Genomic DNA, 12,589 nt, shown 5'->3' with positions numbered 1-12,589 from the left:
TGCTGCTCAATCTGGATCAGGACCCCGTCCAGGAACCCTGTCCCGCCAGCAGGAAAACAGTGATGAGTCAGAGTAAAGATAGACCCACACGGAAAACTCGACGCATTTGTGTCCTGTTGGGCGGGCTGTTGCTACCGATTCTGCTCGGACTGGGATTCTGGCAACTCGACCGGGCTGAGCAAAAGCAGCAACTGCTGACACGGCTGGAACATACGGCGCCTGCCGCCAGGCTTCCGATCGAGGCGGCAACGCTGCCTTACCCGGTATCGATCCGGGCACGGCTGGATCTTCGCTACCTGCTACTACTCGACAACCGTACCCGTGACGGCCGGGTCGGTTATGAACTGCTGCTGCCGTTCGAGGAAGTGAGTACCGGTCTATACGGTGTGGTCAACCTGGGCTGGATCGCGGCTTCTCTCGATCGACAGCAGCTCCCCAACCCGGCACCTCTGGTGCAGGGTCTGGGCGGCCGTATCCTGACGCTGGAGGGGATGTTGGTCGCACCGGGCCGTGGCTTGCTGCTATCGACTGACCACTGGTCATCGGGCTGGCCGAAGCGGATTCAGCAGGTCGACCTGGCTCGGTTGCAACAGCAGTGGCAACAGTCACTGTATCCGGCTGTATTGAGACTGCAGCGGCCGTTGATCGAGGCGGATACGCGCTGGTCGGTCAGTGTCATGCCTGCCTATAAGCACCAGGGGTATGCGCTGCAGTGGTTCGCTTTGGCGCTGCTGTTATTTGGCTACCTGTATTGGTGGGGATGGCGGCGATCGGTGCGTAAGCCGGTAGCCGGGAGCGATCAACCCGGTGTTCAGGGAGAACCCCATGCATGAGCTTGAGCTGAAAGAAAACGGCGAGTTGCCGCGTATACGGCGCTCCTATCGGCCGCTCTGGACGCTGCTGTCGGTGGCACTGTTACCGCTGTTGTTGGCGATGCTGAGCTATTTCGGATCCATTGCCGTGCCCGAGCAACGGGTCAATCAGGGACAGTTGGTTGATGCGCAGCAGCCGGGTTTTGAGTTGAACCGGCCGGATGGATTGCCGTTTGACGGCCAGGGTCGCTGGCAGTTGCTGCTGGTGGTCAGCCACTGTGATCAGGTTTGCGAACAGTGGCAGCACCAGCTGAAGCAGCTGCATACATTGTTGGGTAAAGATCGCGACCGTGTCCGGTATCAGTTGGTGCTGCCTGACAAACCGCCTACTGCCAGGCCGCCTTCTGTCCCGGCGACAGAGAACCTGGCAACCCGGGCCGATCTGCTCTGGTTCAGTGCCCAGGCAACGCCGGATAACCGTGGGTTGTGGTTGCTGGATCCTTTGGGTAACCGGGTACTGCGTTACCACTTGGATCAACCACCCCAAGCGGTATTGAAGGACTTGAAACGATTATTAAAAGTGTCGCGCATCGGCTAAGCCTGCGGGCCGGTTAAGGGCAGCAAAGACTGCAAAGGGAAGGTTGTTTAGACCTGGCGGTGGGTCGACAACCGCTTCACAGGTTGAAACCGTCGAGGGGGGATTATGCATCCCAGCGTCAGCTCGGTCTCTGAGAACGGCTGCTTCCGGTCCACGGTAGTTGCCCGTGCCGGTATAGGGCCCTGGCCGTTGAGGTTGGCACGCTTGGCCTTGGTGCTTGCGTTGGTGGTGGTGTTGCTGGGCGGCTGGACCCGACTCAATAATGCCGGTCTGTCCTGTCCGGACTGGCCCGGTTGTTATGGTGAATTGATTCTTCCCGGTAGCGCCGAAGGATTGGCTTTGGCGCAGCTGCGCTATCCCTCCATTCCTATCGACAGCGCCAGGGCCTGGCTGGAGATGACGCATCGTTATCTGGCTGCCGGCTTGGGCTTGACCATCCTGTTGCTGGCGCTGTCGGCGTATCGGCATGACCGACGTTCAGGCCGTCGTGTGGTTATCGGTTATCCCAGCAGGATCAGTTATTGGCTGCTGGTGCTGGTGATTCTTCAAGGGATATTCGGGATGTGGACCGTGACCCTCAAATTACTGCCACAGGTGGTTACCCTGCATCTTGTTGGCGGCCTGTTGACGGTGACGCTGCTGGTGATCATGAACCAGTCGTTGCAGCAGTTGGCAGCTGGGCAGGCGCAATCGATTACCGGGTCGCGTGCTCAACCGGATAAACCGTCCGCACCGGGGCGGTCGCGACCCTCCCGGCCGTTAAGCCGCTGGGTTGCCGGTGCCGCTTTGCTGCTCTTTGTTCAAATTGCTTTGGGCGGTTGGACCAGCAGTAACTACGCCGGTTGGGCATGTCCGCACTGGCTCGGTTGTCAGCAGCTTGATATCAACGGGCAGCCGGCGTCGTTGGATTTTCAGGCCGCGTTTGTATTGCCGCAAACCGATCAGCAGAGCTTTCTTGGCGGGCGTAAATCCCCCCAGGCCCGGGCGGCGATTCAGATGACCCACCGGGGGATGGCGTTGCTGCTGCTGCTTTATCTGCTGCTGCTGTTGAAACATTGTTGGCGCTATCAGCCGCTGCGGCGTACGGGCTGTGCAGTTGTCGGTGTGGCGTTGACGCAGTCCTTGCTGGGGGGGATGAATGTCATCCACGGTTTGCCGTTGGGGTTGGCATTTGCTCATCACCTGGGGGCGTTGCTATTGCTGTTGCTGTTATTGAGGCTCTATCGCTTGAGCGTACGGAGAGCCAGGGAGAATCATTATGGCTGAGCAGAGAATGATCAGTGGTTCGTCGGCGTTATTGGCCTCGACCGAGGCTGCGGGTTGGCGTGATTATCTTGAGTTAACCAAGCCCAGGGTCGTGGCGGTGATGCTGTTGACGGCGATCGTCGGCATGTTTCTGGCGGCGCCGGGCCTGCCACCGTTGTCGGCGCTGCTGTTCGGTACCTTGGGTATTGCGCTGGCTGCCGGTTCCGCGGCAGCGGTGAATCAGGTCGCCGATCGACATATCGATGCCCGCATGGCCCGCACCCATCGTCGTCCGCTGCCCCAGGGTAAGGTCACGGCCGGGCAGGGGCTGCTGTTTGCCGCCGTTCTTGGGGTCAGTGGTATCGGCATGTTGGTGATCCTGGTCAACCCGCTGACCGGTTGGCTGACCTTGGCCTCGCTGATCGGCTACGCGCTGATCTATACCATGCTGCTGAAGCGGGCTACGCCACAGAATATCGTGATCGGTGGTATTGCCGGTGCCTCACCGCCGCTGTTGGGTTGGGTGGCTGTAACCGGCTCGTTACAGCCGGATGGGTTGCTGCTGGTATTGATTATCTTTGCCTGGACGCCACCGCATTTCTGGTCGCTCTGCATCCATAAGCGTGATGACTACGCCCGTGCCGGGGTGCCGATGTTGCCGGTCACCCACGGGGTTGACTACACCGCATTGCAGATTGTGCTCTACAGCCTGCTGATGATCGCCACCACCATGCTGCCGCTGATGACCGGGATGTGCGGGCTCTGGTATCTGGTGGGTGTTAGCGTCCTGAACATGAGATTTCTTCAATGGGCCTGGCGGGTTTATCAAGATCCATTGGGAACAGCCCCGATGGCAATGTTCTATTATTCCATTACGTACATCATGGCGCTTTTTGTGGTGCTACTGGCCGACCACTATTTGGCGCCGTCGTTCGGGCTGTGGCCAGTACCAGACTTCTGGGCTCTATAGGAACTGGAGCCGCGGTAACAACAGGGGTCGCAACCATTCACGCGGGCAAGGCTGTCCCGGTGTGAGGTATTAACCACTGACGATCAGGCCTGTTGGCCCAATGATCGGGAGGATAGTTTATGTTCCTAAGTCATATGATGGGGGTTCTCCACCACCCCAAAGAGGAGTGGGGCTTGATAAGGGAGGAGCATTACAGCGCGCTGAAGTGCTACAGCTCCCATATGATTTATCTGGCCGCGATTCCACCCTTGGCTGCGTTTATCGGTACGACCCAGATCGGCTGGAGTATTACCGGCGCTGAAGCGGTTAAATTGACCGTTGCTAGCGCGCTGCCGATAGCGATCGCTTTTTACGTTGCGCTTTTAGTCGGTGCTGGCGTGATGGCGTGGTTTATCCATTGGATGGAGAAGACCTATGGTTCCGAATCCAGTTTTGATGACTGCATGGTGTTGACCACCTTCACCGCGACGCCGATGTTCTTAGCCGGCTTGGCGGCGTTGATACCGATCCTGTGGCTGGATGTGTTGATCGGAATGGGGGCCGTGGCCTACACCATTCATCTGCTCTATACCGGGGTGCCGGAGATTATGAAGATCCCGAAGGATCGCGGCTTCTTCTTCTCATCCTCGATATTGACGGTTGGCCTGGTGGTACTGGTCGGTATGCTTGCCGTAACAGCGGCGCTCTGGAGTACCGCACTGACACCCTGGGTGGCCGGTTAGATGGGATGGTTCCGAACGACCATATAAAAAGCCCGCGCTCAGCGGGCTTTTTAGTGGCTTATCAGAAGGATTCTGTACCGCCTACATCTCCGGACAGAACAGCGAATGCAGGGTGTGAATAATGGCGGTAGCGGCTTCTCCGGACAGGGAATAGTAGATGGTTTGGGATTCGCGTCGGGTTTTCACCAGACCATCCCGGCGTAGTACCGCCAGATGTTGAGAGAGTGCCGATTGGCTCAGGTCCAGAAACTGATTCAGCTCGGTGACCGATAGCTCTTTGCCGTCTAGCAGGCAAAGAATCATAAGACGGCTCTCATTGGCCAGCGCCTTCAATAACTTGGTCGCTTCAGCGGCATTGGCGTGAAGTTCTTCGATGGAAGGGGCGTTAGTTGATTGCTGCGCGGCAGTGGCTGGGTTCACGGGCTATCCTAAATCTTTATGGGGCCATATATTCTGTAAATCTACTCCAAACCGTATCGATTCTCAATTGACCTAGGGCAAGATCCTTGTAATTTGAAAGGTGTTTCTTGTAGTTCGAACAAGCTGCGATGGGCCCGCAGCGGTTTAATTCGTTACGATGAGGTCGATTTACATCTAAACCCATAAATCAGCACTAGACTCAACTCAAGGCGCGCCAGGAACAAGGAACCGGTAATGCGAGCGATCGAGAAAATTCTGTTGTTGTTGGATCAACAACCTCCCGCCCCTGAACTGATCGATAAGATCACGCTGCTGGCTCGCAAGTTTGGAGCCCGGGTTGAGCTGTTTGAGAGTTGTTATTCGCGGCCGTTGGTTTCGAGTCATCTGTTCAGCAGCCCTGAGGGGATAGAGAAAGCCAAGCACGGCTACCTACGTGGTGAGGAGCGACGGTTACAGCAGGTTGCCGATCAGCTGGTTGAGCTGGGCGTGGATGCCAGCACCGATGTCTGCTGGGAGGTGGATACCGAACAGGGGGTGTTGACGAAGGTCGAGCGTTATCAGCCTGACCTGGTGGTCAAGAACTGCCGATTCCATCATCGGCTGGCCGAGTACCTGTTCGGCAGTTTGGACTGGCAGTTGATCCGCCATTGTCCGGTACCGCTGATGCTGATCCGACCGCAACCCTGGAAAACCTCGCCGGTGGTGTTGGCTGCACTGGATCCGCTACAGGACAAACATCACCCGGTAATGCTGGATGACGAGGTGCTACAGTCGGCGGAGTCCTTCGTCGAACATATCGGCGGCATTCTGCATATGTTCCATGCCTATCATACGCTGCCGACCTCGGTGATATTCGACGAAACCCTGATGCTCAACTACGAGGACCTACGCAGCCGTCTGGCGGACGAGCATCGGCAGGCGATTACCGAGCTGTTAAATGGACACGGATTGGCCAAGGCGGAGCCGGTATTGCATCTGGCCCATGGAGAGGTCAATAAGGAGTTGCCCAAGTACGCCCAGCAGGTCGATGCTGATCTGGTCGTCCTCGGCGGTGTCGATCGCAACACCGCCGACCGGTTGTTTTCAGGCAGTACCACCGAGAGTGTGGTCGATCATCTGCAGGCGGATCTGTTGGTGGTCAGGGCGCCGCTACAACAGGAGCGGCGCCGCCATTAGACCGGATCAGCAATCGAAGCTGGCCCATACCGGTGCGTGGTCGGAGGGTTTCTCCATCCCGCGAATGGCATAGTCGATACCGGTCTCTATCAGTGCATTCATCAGCGGTTTGGTGGCCAGAATCAGGTCGATCCGCAGTCCCCGCTTGGGCTCGCGCTCGAATCCGCGACTACGGTAGTCGAACCAGCTGAATAACTCGTTGCTGGTGGGATTCTGTTCGCGGTAGCTGTCCTGCAGGCCCCAATCCATCAACCGGTTGAGCCATTCACGCTCTTCCGGCTGGAAACTGGTCTTGCCGGTTCGCAACCAGCGTTTACGGTTATCCTCGCCGATACCGATATCCAGATCGGTGGAGGAGATGTTCATGTCGCCAATCACCACCAGCGGTTGTTCAGGATCGCATTCGGTTTCCAAATAGTGCTGCAGATCGGCGTAGAAACGGCGCTTGGCCGGGTACTTGGTTTCGTGGGCGATATTCTCCCCTTGGGGGAAGTAACCGTTGATTACCCGGATAGTCTGACCCGAGGGGGTCGCAAAATCGCCGATGATCATGCGGCGCTGGGCATCTTCATCATCGCCGGCAAAGCCTTTCTGCAGGCTAAGGGGGGCTTCACGGGAGATCAGGCACACGCCGTAGTGACCTTTCTGGCCATGGTAATTGACCTGATACCCCAGCGCTTCGATGGCGGCTGTTGGAAACTCGCCGTCATGGACTTTGGTTTCTTGAATACCGATAACATCGGGCTGTTGGGATTCGATCAGCGCTTCGAGTTGATGAAGGCGGGCGCGTATGCCATTGGTATTGAACGAGATGATCTTCATGAAGGAGTCCGTACAGGAGATTGAGGCAGTACCGTGGTTAGGGCCGAAATATAGCCGAACAACCCGGTATCGAACAGTCGGAGTTGCTGGAAAGTGTAACTGTTTGGGCTTGGCTGCATCTGTAATCACTGATGCGATCGGCTTGTGAGACCACAGCAACGGCAAGCCGTTCGCTTCATAGTAAAAAACTATCGGCCCGATGCATCTTTGCTGCTGGAGCCGCGTCCTAGTAATCGTTAGAGTAGTGGCAGTTTTTAAGGGAGCACTAATATGTCCAGCTTTGATTTTGACCTTTTTGTTATCGGCGCCGGTTCAGGCGGTGTTCGGGCTGCACGGATGGCTGCGGCAAAAGGCGTACGGGTTGCCGTTGCTGAAGATCGTTATATGGGTGGCACCTGCGTAAACGTCGGTTGTGTACCGAAAAAGCTCTATGTCTACGCCTCCCAATATGCTGAGCATTTCGAAGAGTCCGCTGGGTTTGGATGGAATGCCGAGGTTCAAGGCTTCGATTGGGGGCGTTTGCGGGATAACAAAAAAGCCGAAATTTCGCGGCTGAATGGAATCTACAACAACCTGCTGGATAACTCCGGTGCCGAGGTGATCAACGGTCGTGCAACGGTTGTCGGCCCTCAGCAGGTGGAGGTGAATGGCAAAACCTACAGTGCCGAGCGTATTCTGGTGGCCACCGGCGGTTGGCCGTCGGTGCCCTCCATCGACGGTGCCGAATATGCGGTGACCTCGAATGAAATTTTCGATCTGGAGCAGTTTCCTGAGCGCATTTTAATCGTCGGCGGTGGTTATATTGCCGTCGAGTTTGCCGGAATTTTCAACGGTCTGGGTGCTCAAACGACCCAGTTATATCGTGGTGATCTGTTTCTGCGAGGCTTCGACAATCAGGTTCGAGGCTTTGTTGCCGAGGAGATGCGCAAGAAAGGCGTCGACCTGAGATTTAATCTTAATGTTGAATCAATTCAAAAGCTTGATGACGGAAGCTTACGTGCTTTCTTGACTGATGGCTCAACCATGGATACCGATGCCGTGCTGTATGCAACCGGTCGTAAGCCCAACGTTAACGGCTTGGGATTGGCGTCGGTCGGCGTTTCCCAGGCCAAAGACGGTTCGATTGAGGTCGATCAGAATTTCCGCAGTTCGGTTGAGTCGATCTATGCCATCGGTGACGTGATCAATCGGGTCCAGCTGACACCGGTAGCATTGGCGGAAGGGATGCAGCTGGTGGAGCACCTTTACGGCGAGCAGCAGCGGCAGGTGAGTTACGAATTGATTCCGACAGCCGTATTCAGTCAACCCAATATCGGCACTGTCGGACCCAGTGAAGAGCAGGCGGTCGAGCAATACCCGAATCTGGATGTCTACCAGTCCGAATTCCGGGCGATGAAGCATACCTTGAGCGGCTTGCAGGAGCGCACGCTGATGAAGCTGCTGGTGGATGCCGATACCGATCGGGTGATCGGTGCCCATATGGTCGGTCCCGATGCGGGCGAGATTACGCAGGGCTTGGGGATTGCGTTGAAAGCGGGTGCCACCAAGGCGCTGTTTGACAGTACCATCGGTATTCATCCGACCGCCGCTGAAGAGTTTGTGACCATGCGAGAGGCTGCACGTCGTTATCGCGGCGGACAACGTCAGTCCTGATAGCGATTCAGCACTTCGTTAACGGAGGCCAGGTAGCTGCTACCGAATAGGTTCAGATGGTTGAGCAGGTGGTAGAGGTTGTAGAGCGGCTGCCGCTCCTGCCAGCCGGACGCAAGCGGATTGGCCTCCAGATAGGCGGCGTAAAACTCCGGGTCAAAGCCGCCGAACAGGCGAGTCATCGCCAGGTCGGCTTCGGCCCAGCCGTGATAGACGGCCGGATCGATCAGGTAGGGGCGGCAATCGGCAGTCATTGGCCCTTCGGTTTGACCCGGTCCATGCTCCGGGCTACCGAACAGTACGTTGCCTGACCAGAGATCACCGTGAATCAACACCGCCGGCTGTTCCGGAATCAGCTGCTGTAGCCGCTCACATAACCGCTCCAGACGCTTCATCATCGCGTTATCCAAAAGCCCCTTGTTGTAAGCTCTGCGCCCTTGGGGGAGTAATCGTTGTTGGGCGAAGAAGCGGCAACCGTCTGGATCCGTTGAGTTGGACTGCTCGCTGAGCCCGCAATAGGTCGAGCGGTTGAAGCCGAAATCAGGTTGAGGTTGCTGATGGAGTGATGCCAGTTGATGCCCCAGCTTGCGCCAGTGGGTTTTGGACGGCGGGCAGGGCCGGATCATCTCAAGTACCAACAGCTGGGCGTCGGCGGTGTATACCTTCGGTATTGGAAGCGTGTCGGAGTCGGCCAGCGCTTGCAGTCCCGCTGCTTCGGCTTGAAAAAAATTCCGAGGCGGATGCGGGTGATGTTTGACGAAGTAGCAGTGATCGAACTCGTTGACGGCTCTATAGCTCTGACCAATACAACCGCCGGAGAGGGACGACAGTTGCCAGTGCGCCCCCAGACCGGTCTGCTGGAGCAGCTGTCGCAGCGATTCGGTCATTGCGGCGCGTCCTGCGGGATTGTCCCTGGCTGGGTTCGGGGGATGTCGAGGCCCGGTTGATGTTAGGGATCAGTGACGTTTCAGTTCATGGTCTCGATAGTGACTGTCGGTCCAGCATTTGGGCAGTGTTTCACCGGAGGGGAAGGTCAGCGCATCCTTGCGGATATATTCAGGATCCATCAGGTCCTCTCCTTGCTGATACTGTACCTGTGTCTGCATTTCGAACGGATTGATCAATTCGGTCATGTTCAGTACCTGAACCAGATGACCGGTGTTACGTTCTTTCAGAAACATGCGGATTACCTCCGGATAAGGTCAGGCTCGGGGCTGCTCCCGGCTTAGAGCGGGTGGTTCTTGATGTGACGGGTTAGGGTCTGCTTCAGCTCCTGCGCATGGCGGAAATCATGGTGGCGCTGCGCCACACGGATATCATCGATTAGAATTTTGCGCATACGGCGGGCGCCGTCGCGTTGATGGTTTAGGTTATCGCCATAGGCCAGGGCGATAAACCGATCCAGGTGTTCGTGCTCGCCAATGGCGTCAACTTCACCCTGTTCAAGTTCCGCCCAATCGAGGCAGTCTTTGTAAGTCAGCATGGGGGGCTCCAAGCTTGTTTAATGTCACAGTCGTTTATAGAAAATAGTGTAAAAACGGCTGACAGCAAGTTGCACCGCACAAGAATTTAATGAGCCAAGTTGTCATCTAGTGGCGCTGAGGCGGTGGCTCAGCTCAGGCTCTTGGGCGGATGGTGCAGGTAAAGATTCAGTAACTGTTTGACCTGCGGCAGATCGTCTTCGTCGACCATCTCACAATAGCCGTTTGCAATTGATTGAAAACGCTGTTGAAACTGCTCTTGGGTGAGGTGCTGACTGCGGGCCTGCCAGTGCAGGTGGCTGACATCCAGCTTGAGGCGGCTGGACAGGTGTTCCAGGTTCATAACACTACCTCCATAAACATAAGCATTATCGCGGTCGATGATTCTGCGGGAGAGTGCCCGGTGATCATCCAGGTAGTATTTAGCTATTGTATGTTTTTTGACCAGAGTGGTCGAATGAAAACCGTTGAAGTGAAGAATGCCTATCTCGCCAAAGCCATTGGTGTTGATGGCTTTGGCGAGGACAAATAGGGTTTATTCGACCGCAGGGTTGGCAGCCTGGATTGCTGTTAGGGCAATGGTATAGACGATATCGTCCACCAGGGCTCCTCGGGACAGGTCGTTGACCGGCTTGCGCATACCCTGCAGCATCGGGCCGATACTGATGACATCGGCGCTACGCTGAACCGCTTTGTAGGTGGTGTTGCCGGTATTCAGGTCCGGGAACACGAAAACGGTAGCTCGACCGGCCACTTCGCTGTCGGGGGCCTTGCTGCGGGCCACGCTCTCCATCACGGCGGCGTCGTACTGCATCGGCCCGTCGATCAGCAGATCCGGTCGCTTGGCCTGAGCGATCTCGGTCGCCCGGCGAACCTTCTCGACGTCGGCGCCCTGGCCGGATGAGCCGGTGCTGTAGCTGATCATCGCAACCCGGGGTGGAATGCCGAATGCCTTGGCTGAATCGGCACTCTGGATCGCGATATCGGCCAGCTCCTCGGCGTTCGGGTCCGGGTTGATGGCGCAGTCACCGTAGACCAGAACCTGCTCCGGAAGACACATAAAGAACACCGACGACACCAGGTTCGACTGGGGTGCTGTCTTGATCAGTTGCAGCGGGGGGCGGATGGTGTTGGCGGTGGTGTGAACCGCGCCGCTGACCAGACCATCGACATGATCGCGCTCCAGCATCATGGTGCCGAGTACGACGTTGTCCTTGAGTTGATCCAGTGCCGTTTCGACGGTCAAGCCCCGATGCGCACGCAACTCCATCATGCGATCGACATAGTGACTGCGAATCAGTTCCGGGTTGTAGATCTCGACGCCGTCACCCAGTTGGATGCCGTGACCCTCGGCGATCCGACGGATCTCCTGCGGGTCACCCAGCAATGTACAGCGGGCGATGCCGCGATCGGCGCAGATTGCCGCAGCCTTGATGGTGCGGGGTTCGTCCCCCTCGGGCAGCACGATGTGCTTATCGGCACGACGGGCACGCTCGATCAGTTGATAACGGAAGGCAGGAGGGGACAGTCGGCGCTCGGCCTGACCCGCCGTCAGGCTTTGTAACCAGTTGCTGTCGACGAAGGAGGCGGCGATACCCTGGATCTTTTCGATCCGCTGCAGATCGTCGGCAGGAACTTCGCTGTTAAAGCTCGGCAGGGCCTGGGCAATCTGCCAGATATCGGACTCGACACAGAGCAGCGGCAGGCCGGTGGCGATGGCGTTGCGGCATAGTCGCAGTACCGATTTGTGCGGTTGAACGCCGCCGGTCAGCACCAGGGCCGACAGATCAACGCCGTCCAGCGCCGCCAGGCAGACCGCCATGACGATGTCGTCCCGGTCACCGGGGGCGAAGACCAGCGTGCCGGGCGTCAACTCATCGACCAGATTCTCGACCCGTTGGGCGCACAGGGTGATCTTGTGAACACGACGGACATCGCTTTGGCCGCTACTCAGTACCTCGGCGCGCAGGAACTGACTGATGTCCGAAACCCGTGGCGACATCATCCGCTCGCGCCAGGGAATACCGGCGATCAGGCGGAAACTGTCGTTGAACAGGGTGGCGTCCTCGGTGACCTGATCTACGGTCAGACTAGTGCGCACCTCTCCTTTGGGGGTTGCGTCCAGACACAGGTTACCGTCGGCGTCGATCGGCGCACCGAGCATATTCAGGATACAGCCGATCACCTTGGGGTTGCGGATGCCGCCGTAGGCGCGGGCGGTGATATCGATATGATCCTGCAGGGTTTCGATATTGTCGCTGCCGGGGGTCGAGACGATGATGACTTCGGCGTCGAGGGCCTTGGCGATCTCTTTGTTGATGCGGCTGGCGTAGGGCTGAGTCCGGGTGGGAACCATCCCTTCGACGATCACGATCTCTTCGTCACCGGCGCGGCTCGATTCGTAGCGCTTGACCAGCTCTTCCAGCCCTTCATGACCGCGATCGTCGCGCATCATCCGCTCGACCTCGTTGATTGCCATGGGTTCGGCAATCTCGTGACCGCAGGCGGTCGACAAGATCTTGACCGAACGATCCTGACCGTCACGGTCTAGGTGCTGACTGATGGGTTTGAAGAAGTGGACTTTGAGGCCCTGGCGTTCCAGCGCGTGAAACAGGCCAAGAACGGCGGTGGTCAGGCCGGTACCTTGTCCGGTCGGTACCAGCATCAACGTGTGCGTCACAACAGATCCTTAA

15 protein-coding genes are annotated in these 12,589 nt (G+C 57.3%); 8 read left to right on the top strand and 7 right to left on the bottom strand.

The window, feature by feature from the left end:
* The first annotated feature begins 62 nt into the window (after positions 1 to 62).
* From ACO05M_RS12890 to ACO05M_RS12870, 5 genes are all read left to right on the top strand, one after another.
* Complete coding sequence (locus ACO05M_RS12890) at positions 63 to 833, top strand: SURF1 family protein (RefSeq protein WP_421863482.1); 771 nt, start codon at positions 63 to 65, stop codon at positions 831 to 833.
* Complete coding sequence (locus ACO05M_RS12885) at positions 826 to 1,410, top strand: hypothetical protein (RefSeq protein WP_421863479.1); 585 nt, start codon at positions 826 to 828, stop codon at positions 1,408 to 1,410. The genes ACO05M_RS12890 and ACO05M_RS12885 overlap by 8 nt, the downstream gene beginning before the upstream one ends.
* Before the next feature lie 105 nt (positions 1,411 to 1,515).
* The gene (locus ACO05M_RS12880; RefSeq protein WP_421863476.1) at positions 1,516 to 2,676 is read left to right on the top strand and encodes a COX15/CtaA family protein; all 1,161 of its coding nucleotides are present in this window, start codon (positions 1,516 to 1,518) and stop codon (positions 2,674 to 2,676) included.
* Positions 2,669 to 3,625, top strand: coding sequence for a heme o synthase (cyoE, locus tag ACO05M_RS12875; protein ID WP_421863473.1), 957 nt, complete (start codon positions 2,669 to 2,671; stop codon positions 3,623 to 3,625). Before ACO05M_RS12880 ends, cyoE begins: the two co-directional genes overlap by 8 nt.
* 119 nt (positions 3,626 to 3,744) lie before the next feature.
* Positions 3,745 to 4,347: a Yip1 family protein gene (locus ACO05M_RS12870; RefSeq protein WP_421863470.1), complete on the top strand. Its 603-nt coding sequence runs from the start codon at positions 3,745 to 3,747 to the stop codon at positions 4,345 to 4,347.
* Positions 4,348 to 4,428: 81 nt separating this feature from the next.
* Here ACO05M_RS12870 and ACO05M_RS12865 read toward each other — a convergent pair whose 3' ends face one another.
* Positions 4,429 to 4,722: an ArsR/SmtB family transcription factor gene (locus ACO05M_RS12865; RefSeq protein WP_207802556.1), complete on the bottom strand. Its 294-nt coding sequence runs from the start codon at positions 4,720 to 4,722 to the stop codon at positions 4,429 to 4,431.
* 279 nt (positions 4,723 to 5,001) lie between these two features.
* On the opposite strand from ACO05M_RS12865, the gene ACO05M_RS12860 reads away from it, so the two are divergent.
* Positions 5,002 to 5,943: a universal stress protein gene (locus ACO05M_RS12860; protein ID WP_421863467.1), complete on the top strand. Its 942-nt coding sequence runs from the start codon at positions 5,002 to 5,004 to the stop codon at positions 5,941 to 5,943.
* A 6-nt stretch (positions 5,944 to 5,949) separates the two neighbouring features.
* Here the strand turns inward: ACO05M_RS12860 and xthA are convergent, their stop codons facing one another.
* Positions 5,950 to 6,765, bottom strand: coding sequence for an exodeoxyribonuclease III (gene xthA / locus ACO05M_RS12855; RefSeq protein ID WP_421863464.1), 816 nt, complete (start codon positions 6,763 to 6,765; stop codon positions 5,950 to 5,952).
* Between the two features lie 270 nt (positions 6,766 to 7,035).
* Between xthA and gorA the strand changes: the two genes are divergently transcribed.
* Positions 7,036 to 8,418, top strand: coding sequence for a glutathione-disulfide reductase (gene gorA / locus ACO05M_RS12850; protein ID WP_421863461.1), 1,383 nt, complete (start codon positions 7,036 to 7,038; stop codon positions 8,416 to 8,418).
* Here gorA and ACO05M_RS12845 read toward each other — a convergent pair.
* From ACO05M_RS12845 to ACO05M_RS12830, 4 genes are all read right to left on the bottom strand, one after another.
* Positions 8,409 to 9,302, bottom strand: a complete 894-nt coding sequence (locus ACO05M_RS12845; protein ID WP_421863457.1) for a fructosamine kinase family protein — start codon at positions 9,300 to 9,302, stop codon at positions 8,409 to 8,411. The genes gorA and ACO05M_RS12845 overlap by 10 nt on opposite strands.
* 69 nt (positions 9,303 to 9,371) lie before the next feature.
* A complete protein-coding gene (locus ACO05M_RS12840) occupies positions 9,372 to 9,596 on the bottom strand; it encodes an acetyltransferase (protein WP_421863453.1) in 225 nt (74 codons plus the stop codon).
* 44 nt (positions 9,597 to 9,640) lie between these two features.
* A complete protein-coding gene (locus tag ACO05M_RS12835; RefSeq protein WP_421863449.1) occupies positions 9,641 to 9,898 on the bottom strand; it encodes a hypothetical protein in 258 nt (85 codons plus the stop codon).
* Positions 9,899 to 10,026: 128 nt separating this feature from the next.
* Positions 10,027 to 10,239: a hypothetical protein gene (locus ACO05M_RS12830; protein ID WP_421863446.1), complete on the bottom strand. Its 213-nt coding sequence runs from the start codon at positions 10,237 to 10,239 to the stop codon at positions 10,027 to 10,029.
* A gap of 60 nt (positions 10,240 to 10,299) precedes the next feature.
* Between ACO05M_RS12830 and ACO05M_RS12825 the strand changes: the two genes are divergently transcribed.
* The gene (locus ACO05M_RS12825; protein ID WP_421863443.1) at positions 10,300 to 10,428 is read left to right on the top strand and encodes a hypothetical protein; all 129 of its coding nucleotides are present in this window, start codon (positions 10,300 to 10,302) and stop codon (positions 10,426 to 10,428) included.
* Positions 10,429 to 10,431: 3 nt separating this feature from the next.
* On the opposite strand, the gene pta is transcribed toward ACO05M_RS12825, so the two are convergent.
* Positions 10,432 to 12,576, bottom strand: coding sequence for a phosphate acetyltransferase (gene pta / locus ACO05M_RS12820; protein ID WP_421863440.1), 2,145 nt, complete (start codon positions 12,574 to 12,576; stop codon positions 10,432 to 10,434).
* Between the last annotated feature and the right edge of the window lie 13 nt (positions 12,577 to 12,589).

Source organism: Motiliproteus sp., from assembly GCF_965230735.1.
In the GTDB taxonomy this organism is placed as follows: domain Bacteria; phylum Pseudomonadota; class Gammaproteobacteria; order Pseudomonadales; family Balneatricaceae; genus Motiliproteus.
Note: the sequence above shows the minus strand (reverse complement) of the source record. Positions and strands in the feature narration are given on the sequence as shown.

Coding starts and splice junctions, on each gene's coding strand:
- ACO05M_RS12890 (WP_421863482.1), top strand. CDS start 63: ATGAGTCAGAGTAAAGATAGACCCACACGGAAAACTCGACGCATTTGT.
- ACO05M_RS12885 (WP_421863479.1), top strand. CDS start 826: ATGCATGAGCTTGAGCTGAAAGAAAACGGCGAGTTGCCGCGTATACGG.
- ACO05M_RS12880 (WP_421863476.1), top strand. CDS start 1,516: ATGCATCCCAGCGTCAGCTCGGTCTCTGAGAACGGCTGCTTCCGGTCC.
- cyoE (WP_421863473.1), top strand. CDS start 2,669: ATGGCTGAGCAGAGAATGATCAGTGGTTCGTCGGCGTTATTGGCCTCG.
- ACO05M_RS12870 (WP_421863470.1), top strand. CDS start 3,745: ATGTTCCTAAGTCATATGATGGGGGTTCTCCACCACCCCAAAGAGGAG.
- ACO05M_RS12860 (WP_421863467.1), top strand. CDS start 5,002: ATGCGAGCGATCGAGAAAATTCTGTTGTTGTTGGATCAACAACCTCCC.
- xthA (WP_421863464.1), bottom strand. CDS start 6,765: ATGAAGATCATCTCGTTCAATACCAATGGCATACGCGCCCGCCTTCAT.
- gorA (WP_421863461.1), top strand. CDS start 7,036: ATGTCCAGCTTTGATTTTGACCTTTTTGTTATCGGCGCCGGTTCAGGC.
- ACO05M_RS12845 (WP_421863457.1), bottom strand. CDS start 9,302: ATGACCGAATCGCTGCGACAGCTGCTCCAGCAGACCGGTCTGGGGGCG.
- ACO05M_RS12840 (WP_421863453.1), bottom strand. CDS start 9,596: ATGTTTCTGAAAGAACGTAACACCGGTCATCTGGTTCAGGTACTGAAC.
- ACO05M_RS12835 (WP_421863449.1), bottom strand. CDS start 9,898: ATGCTGACTTACAAAGACTGCCTCGATTGGGCGGAACTTGAACAGGGT.
- ACO05M_RS12830 (WP_421863446.1), bottom strand. CDS start 10,239: ATGAACCTGGAACACCTGTCCAGCCGCCTCAAGCTGGATGTCAGCCAC.